We start from the raw sequence: 17,100 nt of genomic DNA on the forward strand, positions 1-17,100 counted from the left end.
GGGTATCGGGTTCCCACATTCATCCGTACATGTGCGGATGAATGTGGGAGGTGTTCGGATAAAGTCGATAATCAAGGCACCTGATTTTAGGAGAATCTGATTTTTAAATCATCCTCTTCTCCTATACTGACCTTGTATGAAAAGCAAGACTTATATAGATGAACGTTTCTTTTGAAAGGATCGCTATGTCTGATCTTATGGACAGCTTCCGTCTGGACGGCAAGGTCGCACTGGTAACCGGCGCCACCTATGGCATTGGCATGGCTATCGCCGAGGCGCTCGGAGAGGCTGGCGCCAAGATCGCCTTTAACGCACGTCACGCCGACAAGGTAGCCGAGGCCGAGAAGCACTACCGCGAGCTGGGCTTTGAGGCTCATGGTTACGTGGCAGACGTCACCGACGAGGCCGTCGTTGCCGAGCTCATCGCCAAGATCGAGGCCGACTTTGGCACCACGCCCGACATCCTGGTCAACAACGCCGGCGTTATCCAGCGCACCCCGATGCTCGACATGAGCGCCGAGGACTTCCGCCGCGTCGTCGATATTGACCTCAACGCACCGTTTATCGTGTCCAAGGCCTGCCTGCCCGGCATGATCGCCAAGGGCCACGGCAAGATCATCAACATCTGCTCGATGATGAGCGAGCTGGGCCGCGAGACCATCGCCGGCTATGCCGCGGCCAAGGGCGGACTCAAGATGCTCACCAAGAACATCTGCTCGGAGTTTGGCGAGGCCAATATCCAGTGCAACGGCATTGGACCCGGCTACATCGCCACGCCGCAGACCGCACCGCTGCGCGAGACGCAGCCCGACGGCAGCCGCCACCCGTTTGACCAGTTCATCATTGCCAAGACGCCAGCAGCCCGTTGGGGCACGCCCGAGGACCTGAAGGGCCCCGCCGTGTTCTTGGCTTCCGATGCATCGAACTTCGTCAACGGCCACATCCTCTATGTCGACGGTGGAATCCTCGCATACATTGGAAAGCAGCCTCAATAAGCGTCGCCGCAACTGCCCATATCAGGTTTCATCCACTCGTTTTTCATTTGAGTTGCGGTGAGATAAGGATTGGTTTTGGCTTCTATCAGGCAAAACAGTCCGTATTTCACCGCAAGTTAGAAATAGAAAGGTAATTCGCAATGAAAATCGCTCTGATCAATGAGAACTCTCAGAACTCCAAGAACCCCATGATCGAGGCTGCCCTTAAGAAGGTTGTCGAGCCCATGGGGCACACCGTCTTTAACTATGGTATGTATGCCGACGCCGACTCCAAGCCCCTCACCTACGTGCAGAACGGCATCCTTGCCGCCGTGCTGCTGAACTCCGGTGCTGCCGACTACGTCGTGACCGGCTGCGGCACCGGCGAGGGCGCCATGCTCGCCTGCAACTCCTTCCCCGGCGTGCTGTGCGGCCACGTTGCCGACCCGCTCGACGCCTACACCTTTGCCCAGGTCAACGACGGCAACGCCGTTGCCATGCCCTTCGCTCTTAAGAACGGCTGGGGCCAGGAGCTCAACCTTGAGTACACCTTCGAGAAGCTCTTTGGCTTTGGTTCGGGCAACGGCTACCCCGCCGAGCGTGTTGAGCCCGAGCAGCGTAACAAGAAGATCCTCGACGGCGTGCGCGCTGTGACCATGCGTCCGCTCGTCGACGTCCTGGGCGAGATCGATCAGGACCTGGTGAAGGGCGCACTTGCCGGCGAGCACTTCCAGGAGTACTTCTTTGCCAACGCCACCGACGAGACCATCATCGCCAAGGTTAAGGAGCTCCTGGGGCTCTAATCGCACGACTTATTGCAACTAACGCAAGCGACGGCCGTCCCACGTACGGGACGGCCGTCGCTTTTTGCTATTTACCGACTGACGCCGCGGAGACAGGTCCCCCATGCACCAAGGGGTTGACTAGAGTTCGCAGGCAACCTTGTAGCCATCGCCGATGGCATCGCGGATGTTGCCGCACTTGTTGGCATCGCCCAGCACGTGGGTGGCAACGCCGGCAGCGGCAAGGTCGTCGGCCAGCTTGGTATTGGGACGATAACCCATGGCAAGCACCAGCGTATCGGCACCGGTGATGGTGTGGACCTCGCCGTCCTTCTCGTAGCTGATAGTATCCTCGGTGATCTCGGTCACCTTGGCCTCGGTCAGCACGTGAACGCCCTTGGAGAGCATGCGCGTGATGAGTACCGCGCGGCCGGCGCCGCCCTCGTTGGCGGCAAGGGTCTTGGTCATCTCGATGACGGTGACGTCGCGGTTGGCCGGCGACAGGTCGTTGACCAGCGGAGCCAGATAGTCGGCCGTCTCGCAGCCGACGGTGCCGCCGCCCACAATGACGATCTTCTTGCCCGGGAAGGCGTTGCCACCCAACAGGTCATCAGCCGTCATGACCTGCTTAAAGCCCTGCATAAAGGCCGGAGCGATAGGCTCGGCGCCATAGGCCAGGACAACCTCGTACCCAGCGTAGTCACGCTGAATGTCCTCGGCCGAAAGCTCGGTACCAAAGACGCACTTCACGCCGGCCTCGGCCAGGCGGCGATACTGGTACTTGATCACGCGGGTGAGCTCCTGCTTTGCCGGCGGAACGGCCGCGATGCGCATCTCGCCGCCCGGCTCGTCCTGCTTGTCCACGAGCACCACGTTATGTCCGCGCTTGGCAGCAATGAACGCCGCCTCCATGCCAGCGGGACCGGCGCCCACAACGAGCACGTTCTTGGCCTCGGCGGCAGGCTCGTAACCGGCCTCGTCGCGCTCGACATCGGGGTTAACGGTGCAGGAGATGCGCTTGCCAAACATAATGCCGTTCAGACAGCGCAGGCAGCCGATGCAGGGGCGGATCTCGTCGGCGTTGCCGGCAGCCGCCTTGTTGCAGAACTCAGCATCGCACAGATTGGCGCGGCCCATCATGCAGATGTCGGCGGCACCGTCCTCGATCAGCTCCTCGGCAATCCATGCCTCATTGATGCGGCCGACCGTGGCGACGGGAATGTTGACGTGCTTTTTAATCTCGCGCGAGCAGGCGGCGTGCGAGGCCTGCTGGGTGCCGGCGGCGGGAATCGCGGAACCGCGCTTGATGGTAGTGCCGCCCGACACGTGGATCATATCGACGCCGGCCTTCTCCAGGCGACGCGAGACATAGATCATGTCGTTGAGAGTCAGGCCGCCATCGGTGTACTCGTCGCCCGAGATACGGACGTCGATGATGAAATCCTTGCCGCAGCGCTCGCGAATCTCGGCGATGACCTCGAGCAAGAAGCGCATACGGGCATCGAGCGAGCCGCCGTACTCGTCGGTACGCTTGTTGTAGAGCGGGGTCAAGAAGCCACCGAGCATGCCGTGGGCGTGGGCAGCATGGACCTCGACGCCATCGACGCCGGCCTTCTGCATACGCACGGCAGCGTCGCCAAACTGGTGCGTGAGCTCATGGATCTCATCAACCGTAATGGGGCGCGGTGCCTCGCGGGCATAGGACGGGCCCACGAAGGACGGGGCGATCAGGCGCGGCGTGCCCGGGATATTAAAGGCCATGTAGGCGGGGTGGAAGAGCTGCGGCATGATCTTGCAGCCGTACTCGTGCACGGCGGCGGCGAGCTTTTCCCAACCGGGAATGAACGTGTCGTCATAGCAGCACATGTCGCCCGGCAGGTAGGTATAGGTGGGCTCGACCGTCACGACCTCGGTAATGATGAGGCCCACGCCGCCCTTGGCGCGAGCGCGGTAGTGGTCGACCAGGTCGTCGGTCACATAGCCATGGTCGGCCAGGTTGGTGGACACCGGCGGCATAAAGACACGGTTCTTAACCTCGGTCGTACCAACCTTGATGGGGCTAAAGAGCATCGGATAGGCAGAGGACTCCATACAGGCTTCCTTTCGTTTGAGCCGCTCGGCGGCACTTGCTGATTCCCCTATCGTATCAGTATCCGCCCGGCGCACAGCCGCACGCACTCCCCCACCTTTTGCTCGACCCATAAAAAAGTTGCGGTGGAATACGGAGTAGATGAGGCTTTTGACAGGCAAAACAGTCCGTATTTCACCGCAACTGATGGGCGGAGTGGAATTGAGGGCTCAGATAGTCAGTTATGCCCTCATCCGCCACTCCCTCACCTACAGCGCGCCGTCCAGCATAAGGTTCACCTTGAGCACGTTGACCGTGGGCTCGCCGAACACGCCGAGGAAACGGCCCTTGGTGCACGCGGCGATGATGTCTCGCACCTCGTCCTCACTTTTGCCCGTGGCCTTGGCAAGGCGCGGGACCTGGTACTCGGCGGCATCCGGAGAGATCTCCGGGTCGAGGCCGGACCCCGAACACGTCACCAGGTCGACGGGCACGGCATCCATGCCGGCGTCGGGGTTGGAGGCGCGGATCTTCTTCACGCGCGCATCCACAAGCTGCCGATACTCCTCACTCGCCGGGGATAAGTTGGACGGGGCACCATACGCCATGAGCTCGCCGTCTTCGCCTTTGACAATTGACACGTTCTGGATACGACCCCACATGTGGGCTTCGTCATCGAAGTTCTGGCCGATGAGCTCGGAACCCACAACCTTGCCGTCGACCGTAATGAGTGAACCGTTCGCCTGATACGGGAACGCAACCTGGGCGATGCCGGTCACGACGAGCGTATAGCCCAGGCCGCAGACAACGGTAAACAGCGCGAACACGCCCAGTGCGCGCGATGCAACACCTTTGAACATACAAACCTCCACTTACATAATGCCGCAGAACGCGAGCAGCATGTCGATGAGCTTGATGAATACGAACGGGGCAACGATGCCGCCCAGACCCCATACGAGCAGGTTGTGGGTCAGCAGCTGTCCGGACGGTACCTCGCGGTACTTAACGCCCTTCAGCGCGGCCGGGATCAGCGCGACGATAACGAGCGCGTTATAGATGATGGCCGAAAGAACCGCGGACAGCGGGCTTGCCAGACCGAGGATGTTGAGCGCGCCAAGGCCCGGGTAGATCGGCGAGAACAGGGCCGGGATGATAGCGAAGTACTTCGCCATGTCGTTGGCCACCGAGAAGGTCGTGAGCGAACCGCGGGTCATGAGCAGCTGCTTGCCAATACGCACGACCTCGATGAGCTTGGTAGGGCTGGAGTCGAGGTCAACCATGTTGCCGGCCTCCTTGGCAGCCTGGGTGCCCGTGTTCATGGCCACGGCGACGTCGGCCTGGGCCAGAGCGGGCGCGTCGTTGGTGCCGTCACCGGTCATGGCGACCAGGTGCCCCTCACGCTGGAACTCGCGGATCTTCTCGAGCTTGCCTTCAGGGGTGGCCTCGGCCAGGAAGTCGTCAACGCCGGCCTCGGCGGCGATTGCCGCGGCGGTGAGCGGGTTGTCGCCCGTCACCATTATGGTCTTGATACCCATGCGGCGCAGGTCGGCGAACTTCTCCTTAACGCCGGACTTGATGATGTCCTTAAGGTACACAACGCCCAGCACACGGCAGTTCTTGGTCACGACCAGCGGGGTGCCGCCGGCCTTGGCGATGCGCTCGACGGCCTCGTCGCACTCCTGGGAGAACACGCCGCCGGCTGCCTCCACATAAGTGCGCACGGAATCGGCAGCGCCCTTGCGGATCTCATTGCCCTCGTAGTTCACGCCGGACATACGCGTTGCCGCGGTGAACGGGATGAACTCCATACCCTTATCCTCGAGCGTGCGACCGCGCAGACCGAACTGCTCCTTGGCGAGCACGACGATGGAACGACCCTCGGGGGTCTCGTCGGCCAGCGAGGAAAGCTGGGCGGCATCGGCCAGCTCCGCGGGATCGACGCCGTCGACCGGGATGAACTCGGCGGCTTGGCGGTTACCCAGGGTGATGGTGCCGGTCTTGTCGAGCATGAGGATGTCGACGTCGCCGGCGGCCTCGATGGCGCGGCCGGACATGGCCAGCACGTTGGCCTCGTTCAGACGGCTCATGCCGGCGATACCGATGGCGGACAGAAGGGCGCCGATGGTAGTGGGAGCCAGGCACACGAGCAGTGCCACGAGCGTGGTCACGGCCGTGGGGTTGACCATGTCGTTAAGACCGGCCGAGAAGCAGGAGTAACAATACAGGGCCAGCGTGACCAGGATAAAGACGATAGAGAGGGCCACCAGGAAGATCTCCAGAGCGATCTCGTTAGGGGTCTTCTTGCGCGCGGCACCCTCGACCATCGCGATCATCTTGTCCAGGAAGCTCTGGCCGGGTTCGCTGGAGATCTTGACGATGATCCAGTCGGATAGCACCGTGGTACCGCCGGTAACGGCAGAGCGGTCGCCGCCGGCCTCGCGGACCACGGGGGCGGACTCGCCGGTGATGGCGGACTCGTCAACGGAGGCAGCGCCCTCGATGACGTCGCCATCGCCGGGAATCTGCTCGCCGGCGCGTACGATCACCAGGTCGCCGCGCGTAAGCTCGGTGCCGGGAACGACGGTGAAGTGCTCCTTGTCCTCAACGGACTCGATGCGATGGGCCTCGACATCCTTCTTGGCCGCACGCAGGGAATCGGCCTGAGCCTTACCGCGGCCCTCGGCAAGCGCCTCGGCGAAGTTCGAGAACAGGTCTGTGAGCCACAGGATGACCGCGATGGCGACCACATAGTAGGTGGGCACACCCGCGTCCTGCACACCGAAGATGGAAGCGACGGCCAGGACGGAGGTCATGCCGGCGGAAAGCCACACCAGGAACATGACCGGGTTTTGAATCTGGACGCGAGGATCCAACTTGGCAAACGAGTCGCGGACCGCGCGGCCCATCATGTCTTTTTGCATAGCCATAAATCTGCGCCCTCCTTTACGCAATCATCTGGAAGAACTCGGCAACGGGGCCAAGCGCCAGGGCCGGGAAGAAGCTCAGGGCACCGATCAGCAGAACGATGAACACGAGCAGGAATACGAACATGCCGTTGGTGGTAGACAGGGTACCGGCGCTCTCGGCGACCTTACCTTTCTTGGCCAGCGAGCCGGCGATAGCCAGCGTACCGATGATGGGCATGAAGCGGGCGAACAGCATCTCAAGGCCGAGCATGACGTTGATCCAGGGAATGTTGCAGTTCATGCCTGCAAACGCCGAGCCGTTGTTGCCGCCGCATGAGGTGAAGGCATACAGCGCCTCGGAGAAGCCGTGCGCGCCACCATTGTTGAGCTGGTCGGCAAGACCGGGCACCATGCAGGCGATGGCCGAGCACACCAGAATGGCAAACGGAGTTGCCAAGCACAGGACAACTGCCCAGCGCATCTCGCCCGGCTCGATCTTCTTGCCCAGGAACTCAGGCGTGCGTCCGACCATGAGGCCGGCGATGAACACTGTGAGGATGGCGAAGCCGATCATGCCGTACAGGCCGCAGCCCACGCCGCCGAAGACGACCTCGCCCAGAGCAATCTGGAGCATCTGGACAAAACCGCCCAGCGGGGTGTAGGAGTCGTGCATGGAGTTAACCGAGCCGTTGGAAGCAGCCGTCGTGAAAGCGGACCAGGTAGAAGAGGAGGCGATACCGAAACGGCTCTCCTTGCCCTCCATGTTGCCGCCGGCCTGGCCGTCGGTCATCTCGATATTGACCGCTCCGCCATCGGCCAGCTGCGGGGTGCCCGCATGCTCGTTGACGGCAATGATGCCGGTGAAGATCACCAGCAGGATGAACATGGCGGCAAAGATGGCCTTGCCCTGCTTGGTGTTCTTGACGCCGATACCGAAGGTGAAGCAACAGGCGGCCGGGATCAGCAGCAGGCTGGTCATCTCGATGATGTTGGTGAAGGCACTGGGGTTCTCATACGGATGGGCGGAGTTCACGCCGAAGAAGCCGCCGCCGTTGGTGCCGGACTGCTTGATGGCGACCTGAGGAGCCGCGGGACCCTGGGGCAGAAACTGCTCGGTGACCACGCGCGCGCCCTCGACAACCTTGCCGTCGACCTTGACCGTGTCGCCCTCGATCTGGGCGCCGTCGATGACGCTCCAGCCGCCGTCTGCATTAGGCTGAACAGCGACGGGCTCTACGAGCTCAGCCTTCTGGGCCGGCTGGAAGTTGGAGATGACGCCACCGGCAGCCAGACAGATGCCGAACACGAGGTTCAGCGGGATGAGCACATACAGGACGGTGCGGGTGAGGTCGACCCAGAAGGAACCCAGACCCTGCTCCTTGACCTGACGGAAGCCGCGGATCAGCGCGAACATGACCGCGATACCGGTGCCGGCGGAAACGAAGTTCTGCACGGTGAGACCCATGAACTGCACAAGGTAGGACAGGGTGGTCTCACCGGAGTAGGACTGCCAGTTGGTGTTGGTTATGAAGGAAGCAGCCGTATTGAACGACAGGTCCCATGACACACCCGGCAGGTGCTGGGGATTGCCTGGCAAGAAGGACTGAAACACCTGGAGTGCCACAAGAGCCACGAAGCCGATCCCCGAAAAGACCAGCACGCTCGCTAGATAGCGCCTACACCCCATCTGCTCTGCCGCGTCGATGCGAAGCAGACGATAGACGCCACGCTCCACAGGAGCAATCACAGGCGACAGGAACGTATGCTCACCATCCATGATATGGGCCATGAACCGACCGAGCGGAACGGCCAGGACGACGAGCACGGCAAAGTACAAGATGTACTGAATCGCAGCGTCCATAGTTTACGAATCACTCCTCATCAGAATGTAGATGTAATAGATAAGGAGTCCAATGCAGACGACTCCGATGATGGGAATGAGGATGTCCATTTACCGCCCCTTTCACGCGCGGTCCGATGTCTCGGACGCCTGCTCTCGCAAGCGTCTGGGGACAGTAAACGCTTCTAGGGATTAAAGAGGCGTGAGGGCCGGGGCTCACGTCCTTAAGATATCGTAAAGATGCAGGTAGAAAGCACTATTGCGGCTGCAGTGCGCCTATACTCGACCTCGCGGGCATACAGTGGCGTCCTCACCGCGTATGCACGCATGGACAACGTTTCAGAAAGGCTACGCTATGCAGCGCGACGCATCGGACACTCGCGTCAACCCAGACCTCATCCTCAAGGCAATTGAGAAAGACGAGGCCGCCGATGACGCTCGAACCAGCCGGGGACACCTCAAGATTTTCTTTGGCTACGCTGCTGGCGCAGGCAAAACCTATGCGATGCTTCAAGCCGCCCACGCCGCCAAGCGGCGAGGTGTCGACGTCGTCGCGGGATACATCGAGCCGCACGAACGTCCGGCAACTGCCCATCTTGCACAAGGGCTTGAGAATGTGCCCTGTAAACTCATCGAGCACAACGGCATTGCGCTCAGCGAGTTCGATCTAGATGCGGCTATCGAACGCGCCCCTCAGCTCATCCTTGTCGACGAGCTCGCCCATACGAATGCGCCGGGGTCTCGCCACGACAAACGCTATCAAGACGTCGAGGAACTTCTACATGCGGGCATCGACGTCTATACGACCGTGAATGTTCAGCATATCGAGAGCCTAAACGACATGGTTGCATCCATCACCGGCGTTGTCGTGAGCGAACGAATCCCCGACCGTATCTTCGATGATGCCGACCAGGTCGAGCTCGTCGACATAGAGCCCGAAGACCTACTTGAGCGCCTTCGCGCCGGCCTCGTCTACCGTCCCGCACAAGCCGACCGAGCGCAACAGCATTTTTTTACCGTCGAGAACCTCACCGCACTCCGAGAAATCGCGCTGCGCCGCTGCGCCGATCGCACCGGTCACCTCACAGACGCCGCACGCGTGCTGGGAAACCGTGACTACTACACCAGGGAGCGTATCTTGGTCTGTGTCTCCCCGGCGCCGACCAATCCCCGCATCGTCCGTGCCGCCGCACGCATGGCGAAAGCGTTTCGCAGCGAGCTCGTCGCCCTATTCGTAGAGAGCCCGCGCACGCAAGCCATGAGCGATGATGAGCGCGCCAAGCTTGCAGCCAATATCGCCCTAGCCGAGCAGCTCGGAGCACATATGGAAACCGTCTATGGCGACGACATCGCGTTTCAGATCTCCGAGTTCGCGCGCCTGTCGGGTATTTCGAAGATCGTCATGGGGCGCACGGGCGAGCGCAGCAGCGTCCGTCAGGCCCTCTTCGGCCGCAAATCTCTCGTAGAACAGCTCATAACATTCGCCCCGAACCTCGACATTTACATCATTCCAGACCAGTCGACTCCGCCCTCCCGGCCCAAAGGACGCCGCCATGCGCTCGCCCTGCAGCCGCCCAGCAGCCGAAACGTGCTTCGCACGCTGGCCCTCTCTCTTGCCGCCACGGCGATCGGCACGGCTTTCCGCCATCTGGGATTTGCCGATTCCAGCATCATATCCCTCTATATCCTCACGGCCCTGCTGACCGCCGTCACCACGACGGGGCGTATCTGCACGATCGTATCGAGCGTGCTCTCTGTAGTGCTTTACAACTTCTGCTTCGTCACGCCCCTGTTTTCGCTCGCCAGCTACGACCGGAGCTATCTGGTCACGTTCGGCATCATGTTCGCTACCGCTATGGTCGCCGGCGAGTTAACTGCGCGCATCGCCGACAACGCCCGTACCTCCGCCGAGAACGCATTCAAAACGCGTGTACTCCTCGAAACGAACCAGCTCTTGCAGCAAGCCCATAGCGCGGAGGAGTGCGCCCGCGTCGCCATGAACCAACTCATCAAACTGCTAAAACTCGACGTGGTCTTCTACCCCGCCGAACACGGCACGCTCGGCAAGGCGCTCTATGAGTCCGCTGGCACCGAAAACCGATCCGCGTCGCTGCTCACCGACTACGAGCGCGCCGTTGCAACCTGGACCTACACCAACAACAAGCGCGCGGGCGCAAGCACGCGGACCCTGCCTGAGGCGCGCTGCCTCTACCTCGCGGTTCGCACCGGCGACAAGGTATTCGGTGTCATCGGTATCGCCCTGGAGGGGCGCGAGATCGAAGCCTTCGAGCATTCGATCGTCCTATCTATCGTAGGTGAATGCGCCTTGGCGCTCGAAAGCGACCGGGCGGCGCAAGAGCGCGAAGAGGCTGCGGTCTTGGCGAAAAACGAGCAGCTGCGCGCCAACCTTTTGCGCTCCATCGGCCACGATTTGAGGACACCCCTCACAGCTATATCCGGATCTGCGGCAATCCTTCGGAAGAGCGACGAGAAGCTCAGCCTCGAACAACGCTGCGATCTTGCCGATGCCATCTACGACGACTCCCTCTGGCTTATCGATACCGTGGAGAACCTCCTCGCCATCACACGCGTCGAGGACGGCACCATTCGCCTCAACTTAACATCCGAGCTCATCGACGAGGTCATCGAGGCCGCCCTCAGCCATGTCGCCCAAGCATCGCATGGGCGTACCGTCACCATCGAGCACACTGATGACATCCTGCTGGTACGCATCGACGTCCATCTCATCATGCAGGTGCTTACGAATCTCATCATGAACGCCTTCAAATACACGCCCGAGGACTCGACTGTCACCATCAGCGCACGTCGCGAGGGTGCGTTCGTCGTGGTGGACGTCGCAGACGATGGGCCGGGTGTGGCAGACTGCGACAAGCCTCATATCTTTGAGCGCTTCTTCACCTCAAGCAATACGCGGCCCGTGGATTCGCGTCGAAGCATCGGCCTTGGGCTGTCGCTCTGCCGCTCCATCGTGGAGGCGCATGGCGGCGTCATCGAAGTTCGCGACAACAGCCCCCATGGGGCCGTCTTCCGTTTTACCCTGCCTGCCGAGGAGATCGAGATTCATGAATAATGCCGCTAAGCCACGCATCCTCCTGGTCGAAGATGACCTGACCGTTCAAAACCTCGTTTCGACCGCGCTTGACCTCCACGGCTATATCGTGAGCAAGGTTTGCGACGGCCAGGCCGCCATCATGGATGCGGTGTCGCACGGCCCCAGCCTCATCATGCTCGACCTCGGCCTTCCCGACATCGACGGTATCGAGGTCATCACGAAGATCCGAAGCTGGTCGGCAGTCCCCATTATCGTCATTTCGGCGCGCACCGAAGATTCCGACAAGATCGCAGCACTTGACGCAGGGGCAGACGACTACCTCACCAAGCCCTTTTCTGTGGATGAATTGCTCGCGCGCGTCCGTGCGAATTTGAGGCGCTCCTCGATGGCGTCGAGCGAGTCGACAGAAGCGAGCACGTTCGACAACGGTCCGCTGCATATCGACTACGCCGCGGGATACGCGACGAAAGACGGACGCGAGCTCTCGCTCACCCCAACCGAGTACAAATTGCTCGTCCTTCTGGCTAAAAACGTCGACAAGGTGCTCACCCACACCTTCATCACCCGCGAGATATGGGGCACGAGCTGGGACAGCGATCTGGCGAGCCTGCGCGTGTTCATGCGCACCCTGCGCAAGAAGATCGAGGCAGACCCCTCTCACCCCAAGATGATTCAGACACACATGGGTGTCGGGTACCGCATGCAGCGTCTCTAGCCCGCCCAACAAAAAGTTGCGGTGGAATACGGAGTGGATAAGGCCTTTGACAGCCAAAACAGTCCGTATTTCACCGCAACTGATTTAACGATGCCCAAAATTACTCTTCAACTCGCCGCACTCGCGCCCAAATGCACAAAGTGCCCCGCGAACGGATGCCCGCGGGGCACTTGGATGTCTGGGCCTTACTTGATACCGCGACCCAAGTCTTCGGCGATTTTGTCGACGCCTTTCAGCGCGGCGCACGTCTTTTTGTTGGAGCAATGCCCGGTGCAAACGCCGCCCTGAGCGCAGTCGGCGCAAGTGCCCTTGCGGTAGATGCGCACGCATACCGCGACAAACGCAATACCGATAACAGCCAGTACAACAATATCGATAGGTGCCATAGCAAGCCTCCTCTAGTTAACCATCACTTACTTTACCCCATTCTCCACCTACCGAATAGGGACAGGTTTAATTTGGTCAGTTTTATCTGCGGAAATGCCATATCTCTCCCACCAAAAAACCCGAGTGTCGCTGAGACACCCGGGCTCGTGGAAAGGGGTTAATCCTTATTCGGACTTAAGCGGAAACTGCGGCGGAAGCAGTGTTGGTCTCGTCCTCGTCGGTCCATACATGCTTGGGCATGGGACGGAAGATCTGGAAGAGCATCGCAACCAGCAGCACAATGGCCACAACCGTCCAGATGCCAAACTGACCCAGAACAAGCAAGTTGTAGAACTGGTTGATGAACAGGCCGATCACCCAAGCGAAGGCGCACTCGTAGCCGATGGCAATCGCGGTCCACTTGCCAGAGTCCATCTGGTTGCGGATGGTGCCAATGGCGGCAAAGCACGGAGCGCACAGCAGGTTGAAGGCGCCGAAGGCAACGCAAGCGCCCATGGTGGGGAACATGCCGGCAAACGCGGTCCACAGGCTCGGGTCGGTCTCGCCCGCGTCGGCGACGGACAGCAGCGAGCCGGCGGTGGCGACGACGTTCTCCTTGGCGACGAGGCCAGAGACGGTCAGCGCGGTGGCCTGCCAGGTGCTAAAGCCGAGCGGGGCGAAGATCCAAGCGACCAGGTTGCCGAGCATGGCGAGCACGGAGTAGTCCATAAACTCCTCGGGGATGCCGTCCATCGCAGGCAAGAAGCCAAAGGAACCGTTATAGCTACCAAAGTTGGAGAGGAACCAAACGACGACGGTGGACGCAAAGATGATCGTGCCGGCCTTCTTGATAAAGGCCCAGCAGCGCTCCCACACGTGCAGCGCCCAGGAGCGGATCGCCGGGAAGTGGTAAGCGGGGAGCTCCATGACAAACGGGGTCGGGCGGCCGGCGAAGAGCTTGGTCTTCTTGAGCATGAGGCCCGAGGCGATGACGGCAAAGACGCCCAGGAAGTAGAAGAGCGGGCTGATCCACGCGGCGGTGGTAGAAGAATCGCCGATGATGGAACCCATGAGCAGGGCGATGATCGGCAGCTTAGCGCCACAGGGAATGAACGTGGTGGTCATGACCGTCATGCGGCGGTCCTTCTCGTTCTCGATGGTCTTGGTAGCCATGACGCCGGGGACGCCGCAGCCCGAGGACACGAGCATGGGGATGAAGGACTTACCGGACAGGCCAAAGCGGCGGAACACGCGGTCCATGATGAAGGCGACGCGGGCCATATAGCCGCAGTCCTCCAAGAAGGACAGCATGACGAACAGCAGGAACATCTGCGGGACGAAGCCGAAGATGGCGCCCAGGCCGCCGACGATGCCGTCGCAGACCAGCGAATCGACCAGGCCACCGTCCTCGGTGCCGCCCGCCACAAGGGCGTCGTGCACCACGGTGGTGATACCCGGGACATAGGGGCCGTACTGTGCCGGGTCGACCGAGTCGGCATTGTCACCCGCAGCCTCGACGGCCGCGTCGTAGGCGTCGCGACCCTGGCCGAGCACATACCAACCGTCGGTACCGAAGAGCTGGTCGTTGGTGAAGTCGGTCACCGTGCCGCCCAGGGTAGAAACGGCGATGTAGTACACGCAGAACATGATGACCACAAAGATCGGCAGGCCCAGGATACGGTTGGTAACCACGCGGTCGATCTTCTCGGAGGTGCTCATCTTGGCCGGGGCCTTGGTGAGGCACTCGTCGATGATGTGTGCGATCACGCCGTAGCGCTCACCGGTGATGATGGACTCGGCATCGTCGTCGCAGTCCTGCTCGCACTGAGCGACCAGCTCCTCCACGCGAGCGGCCTTCTCCTTGGTGAGGTTGATGAGCTTGCAGGCGTCCGCATCACGCTCGAACAGCTTGACGGCGTAATAGCGGCGCTTGTTAGCGGGAACGCTCGCAGGCAGATTGTTTTCGATGTGGTCAAGAACGTCCTCGATGGAGGAGTCGAACTTGTGCTCCGGCACCTGGCCCTTGGAAGCTGCAGACTTCTTGACCTGCTCGAAGAGCTCCTTGATGCCCTTGTTCTTAAGAGCGGAGATCATCATAACCGGGCAGCCGAGCTTCTTGGAGAGCTTGTCCGTGTCGATCTTGTCGCCGTTCTTCTCGACCAAGTCGGCCATGTTGAGGGCAACGACCACGGGCAGGCCGGTCTCGATAACCTGAAGCGCCAGGTACAGGTTGCGCTCGAGGTTGGTGGCATCGACAACTTGGACGACAACATCGGGCTCGCCGCTCATGAGGTAATCGCGCGAGCATTGCTCCTCGGGGCTGTAGGGGGAAAGCGAGTAGATGCCAGGGAGGTCCGTGATGGTAACGTTCTTGTCGCTTAGGAGCTTGGCTTCCTTTTTCTCAACCGTGACGCCGGGCCAGTTGCCAACGTAGCCGTTGGCGCCGGTGATCAGGTTGAAAAGCGTGGTCTTGCCGCAGTTGGGGTTACCCGCCAGCGCGACATGGATCTGAGAATCCGCCATTCAATCCTTCTTCCTTGTGCGCCCGCGCTGCTTTCTCCGCACGGGCTGGATAATGTGCTTTAAAGTTGCTGCATTAAGTTAGAAATACCTAACTTTATCTGCAGAAATATACGCCGCGAGCCCTTACTGGACCTCGACGACGGCGGCCTCCTCCTTGCGGATGGAAAGCTCGTAGCCGCGCACGTTGATCTCGACCGGATCACCGAGCGGTGCAACCTTCACGACCTTGAACGAAGTGCCCTTGATGAGCCCCAGGTCCATAAGGTGGCGGCGAAGCGCACCCTCACCGTGAAGCTTGACGATGGTGGAGCTCTCGCCCACCTTAACGTCACCCAACGTCTTCATCCTCTTGTCCCCCTTTCGGTTTTTATGAAATGCTGCAGACTAACCGACGGTCATGATGTGCATGGCAACCTTGGAATCGATACCAAAGCGTGCGCCCAGCACCGTAACGATGATATTGGCGCCGCTCGAACTCACCACGTGGATTTCGCTGCCCTCGACAAAGCCGAGGTCCTTGAGGTGGTGCTTCATGTCCTCATTGCCCTTTACACGAGACACGCGCACGGTTTCGCCCGCTTTTACCATCGAAAGCGGCATTGCCGGCATCTGCGGTCCGCAAGACATGAGTGGCTCCTAACGTCAGTTCGTCCTTCACATCGACATGGTAAAAGTTAGCCACATCTATGTTCGCTTTAGTAAACTAACACGTGGTTAACTTTTTGGAAAGGGTCCCCATTCAGATTTCGAAAAAGTTTCCTATACGAAACAAAAGGGCGCGGCAAAGGACCATCCTTTGCCACGCCCTGTCATGCTTAAAGCGAGAGATTTCTGATCGATGTGACACAGGAGGCCTCATCTACGCCCGAAACGCGGAACACGACGTCTTCGCCACATTCGCCGCAGAGTGCCATGAGCCCTATAACGTCGCGGCCATCGGTGTAGCGGTCACCAATCGAAACCGACACGTCACTACGGTGCTTGGCAATGATGTCATAGAGCAGCGCAACCGGGCGGGCATGTAATCCCAACGGATCTTTAATCGTCTTTGTAAACTCGACCATGTCCCCTCCCACGACATCGCACATTCGGCCGGCAAAACCCAGCCACGTGGTAGCTATTGTACCGTTAGATGCTTCTCGAGAGCTCCTCTGAACACCTCGTGGTCAAAAAGTGGCAAATATGAGTACTGTCACCAATTTAGTAGCAGCAAAATCGAGAGCAAATTGCCTAATTTGAGCGATTCGAAGAGGTTGAAAGCCGTCAAACGCCCTTTAAAGGGAGTTAGATAAATCGATTTTGAGCCCATTTTCGCTCAGAGCAGGCCGAAAAATATGGCACTTCTTTTGCAACAGTACTCATATTTGGCATTTTTTGACCACGGGGGCCAAGGCCATGCCCCAAAACACAAAAGGAGGGGCCTCGTAAGGCCCCTCCTTAGGAAAGGGAATCGATTTATTCCACAGCCGTAGATTAATCCTAGCCGCTACTCCATCATATCGAGGACGGAAGGGCGAAGCTCGTTCTCGGCGGCCTCGGGATCGGTCTCGCGCAGGCGGTTGATGTAGCGGTTGTACCACATCACGGCAAGGCCCAAGAAGACAACCACGCCGCCAACGTTGTAGACCAGCGTCAGCCACAGCGGCTGATCGAGCGGAATGGTGCCGCAGATAAGCACGAAGCAGAAGACCACAAGCAGGAATGCGGCAACGACCAGGCCAAAGCTGCGCGAACCCATGCGGAAGCCACGGGGAGCGGCGTCAAAGTTCTTGCGCAGCATAAAGTAGGCAAGCAAAATCAGCAGCGGTGGGAGCAGAGCGGTGGCAGCCGTCATGTTGGTGACGATCATGAGC

14 protein-coding genes are annotated in these 17,100 nt (G+C 60.0%); 4 read left to right on the plus strand and 10 right to left on the minus strand.

The features are described 5' to 3' along the window. The first annotated feature begins 185 nt into the window (after nucleotides 1–185). Both ABHR75_RS08285 and ABHR75_RS08290 read left to right on the plus strand, forming a co-directional pair. Nucleotides 186–995 (plus strand): gluconate 5-dehydrogenase, encoded by an 810-nt coding sequence (locus ABHR75_RS08285; RefSeq protein ID WP_138114095.1) that lies wholly within the window; start codon nucleotides 186–188, stop codon nucleotides 993–995. 140 nt (nucleotides 996–1,135) lie between these two features. Then, nucleotides 1,136–1,777 carry an RpiB/LacA/LacB family sugar-phosphate isomerase gene (locus ABHR75_RS08290; protein WP_138114092.1) on the plus strand — a complete coding sequence of 214 codons (642 nt, stop codon included), beginning with the start codon at nucleotides 1,136–1,138 and terminating at the stop codon, nucleotides 1,775–1,777. Between the two features lie 120 nt (nucleotides 1,778–1,897). Here ABHR75_RS08290 and ABHR75_RS08295 read toward each other — a convergent pair whose 3' ends face one another. The 4 genes from ABHR75_RS08295 to kdpA form a co-directional block, all read right to left on the minus strand. Then, nucleotides 1,898–3,847 carry an oxidoreductase gene (locus ABHR75_RS08295; protein WP_346964082.1) on the minus strand — a complete coding sequence of 650 codons (1,950 nt, stop codon included), beginning with the start codon at nucleotides 3,845–3,847 and terminating at the stop codon, nucleotides 1,898–1,900. 246 nt (nucleotides 3,848–4,093) lie between these two features. Beyond that, nucleotides 4,094–4,684 carry a potassium-transporting ATPase subunit KdpC gene (gene kdpC / locus ABHR75_RS08300; RefSeq protein ID WP_346964083.1) on the minus strand — a complete coding sequence of 197 codons (591 nt, stop codon included), beginning with the start codon at nucleotides 4,682–4,684 and terminating at the stop codon, nucleotides 4,094–4,096. Nucleotides 4,685–4,696: 12 nt separating this feature from the next. Continuing rightward, a complete protein-coding gene (gene kdpB / locus ABHR75_RS08305; protein WP_346964084.1) occupies nucleotides 4,697–6,751 on the minus strand; it encodes a potassium-transporting ATPase subunit KdpB in 2,055 nt (684 codons plus the stop codon). Between the two features lie 16 nt (nucleotides 6,752–6,767). Then, a complete protein-coding gene (gene kdpA / locus ABHR75_RS08310; protein ID WP_346964085.1) occupies nucleotides 6,768–8,591 on the minus strand; it encodes a potassium-transporting ATPase subunit KdpA in 1,824 nt (607 codons plus the stop codon). A gap of 334 nt (nucleotides 8,592–8,925) precedes the next feature. On the opposite strand from kdpA, the gene ABHR75_RS08315 reads away from it, so the two are divergent. Beyond that, nucleotides 8,926–11,661 carry an ATP-binding protein gene (locus ABHR75_RS08315; RefSeq protein WP_346964086.1) on the plus strand — a complete coding sequence of 912 codons (2,736 nt, stop codon included), beginning with the start codon at nucleotides 8,926–8,928 and terminating at the stop codon, nucleotides 11,659–11,661. Next, nucleotides 11,654–12,358, plus strand: a complete 705-nt coding sequence (locus ABHR75_RS08320; RefSeq protein WP_346964087.1) for a response regulator — start codon at nucleotides 11,654–11,656, stop codon at nucleotides 12,356–12,358. Before ABHR75_RS08315 ends, ABHR75_RS08320 begins: the two co-directional genes overlap by 8 nt. 185 nt (nucleotides 12,359–12,543) lie before the next feature. Here the strand turns inward: ABHR75_RS08320 and ABHR75_RS08325 are convergent, their stop codons facing one another. The 6 genes from ABHR75_RS08325 to ABHR75_RS08350 all read right to left on the minus strand — a co-directional run. Next, complete coding sequence (locus ABHR75_RS08325; protein WP_035136858.1) at nucleotides 12,544–12,744, minus strand: hypothetical protein; 201 nt, start codon at nucleotides 12,742–12,744, stop codon at nucleotides 12,544–12,546. A 175-nt stretch (nucleotides 12,745–12,919) separates the two neighbouring features. Continuing rightward, on the minus strand, nucleotides 12,920–15,247 hold the full coding sequence (feoB, locus tag ABHR75_RS08330; protein WP_346964088.1) for a ferrous iron transporter B: 2,328 nt from the start codon (nucleotides 15,245–15,247) through the stop codon (nucleotides 12,920–12,922). Nucleotides 15,248–15,370: 123 nt separating this feature from the next. After that, nucleotides 15,371–15,592 (minus strand): FeoA family protein, encoded by a 222-nt coding sequence (locus ABHR75_RS08335; RefSeq protein WP_006234774.1) that lies wholly within the window; start codon nucleotides 15,590–15,592, stop codon nucleotides 15,371–15,373. 39 nt (nucleotides 15,593–15,631) lie between these two features. Next, entirely contained in the window at nucleotides 15,632–15,874 is a 243-nt protein-coding gene (locus tag ABHR75_RS08340) for a FeoA family protein (protein WP_040358815.1), read from the minus strand. A 188-nt stretch (nucleotides 15,875–16,062) separates the two neighbouring features. Next, nucleotides 16,063–16,311, minus strand: a complete 249-nt coding sequence (locus tag ABHR75_RS08345) for an HPr family phosphocarrier protein (RefSeq protein ID WP_040358817.1) — start codon at nucleotides 16,309–16,311, stop codon at nucleotides 16,063–16,065. Nucleotides 16,312–16,733: 422 nt separating this feature from the next. Then, nucleotides 16,734–17,100 (minus strand): hypothetical protein (locus ABHR75_RS08350; protein ID WP_346964089.1); only part of this gene is annotated, 367 nt, incomplete at its 5' end.

It is taken from the genome of Collinsella aerofaciens, from assembly GCF_039752955.1.
Taxonomy (GTDB): Bacteria; Actinomycetota; Coriobacteriia; order Coriobacteriales; family Coriobacteriaceae; genus Collinsella; species Collinsella aerofaciens_BI.

Bases quoted from the DNA above. Each gene is read 5' to 3' on its own strand.
- ABHR75_RS08315 (WP_346964086.1), top strand. From the start codon at position 8,926: ATGCAGCGCGACGCATCGGACACTCGCGTCAACCCAGACCTCATCCTC.
- kdpC (WP_346964083.1), bottom strand. From the start codon at position 4,684: ATGTTCAAAGGTGTTGCATCGCGCGCACTGGGCGTGTTCGCGCTGTTT.
- ABHR75_RS08290 (WP_138114092.1), top strand. From the start codon at position 1,136: ATGAAAATCGCTCTGATCAATGAGAACTCTCAGAACTCCAAGAACCCC.
- ABHR75_RS08340 (WP_040358815.1), bottom strand. From the start codon at position 15,874: ATGTCTTGCGGACCGCAGATGCCGGCAATGCCGCTTTCGATGGTAAAA.
- ABHR75_RS08345 (WP_040358817.1), bottom strand. From the start codon at position 16,311: ATGGTCGAGTTTACAAAGACGATTAAAGATCCGTTGGGATTACATGCC.
- ABHR75_RS08285 (WP_138114095.1), top strand. From the start codon at position 186: ATGTCTGATCTTATGGACAGCTTCCGTCTGGACGGCAAGGTCGCACTG.
- ABHR75_RS08320 (WP_346964087.1), top strand. From the start codon at position 11,654: ATGAATAATGCCGCTAAGCCACGCATCCTCCTGGTCGAAGATGACCTG.
- kdpB (WP_346964084.1), bottom strand. From the start codon at position 6,751: ATGGCTATGCAAAAAGACATGATGGGCCGCGCGGTCCGCGACTCGTTT.
- kdpA (WP_346964085.1), bottom strand. From the start codon at position 8,591: ATGGACGCTGCGATTCAGTACATCTTGTACTTTGCCGTGCTCGTCGTC.
- ABHR75_RS08325 (WP_035136858.1), bottom strand. From the start codon at position 12,744: ATGGCACCTATCGATATTGTTGTACTGGCTGTTATCGGTATTGCGTTT.
- ABHR75_RS08295 (WP_346964082.1), bottom strand. From the start codon at position 3,847: ATGGAGTCCTCTGCCTATCCGATGCTCTTTAGCCCCATCAAGGTTGGT.
- ABHR75_RS08335 (WP_006234774.1), bottom strand. From the start codon at position 15,592: ATGAAGACGTTGGGTGACGTTAAGGTGGGCGAGAGCTCCACCATCGTC.
- feoB (WP_346964088.1), bottom strand. From the start codon at position 15,247: ATGGCGGATTCTCAGATCCATGTCGCGCTGGCGGGTAACCCCAACTGC.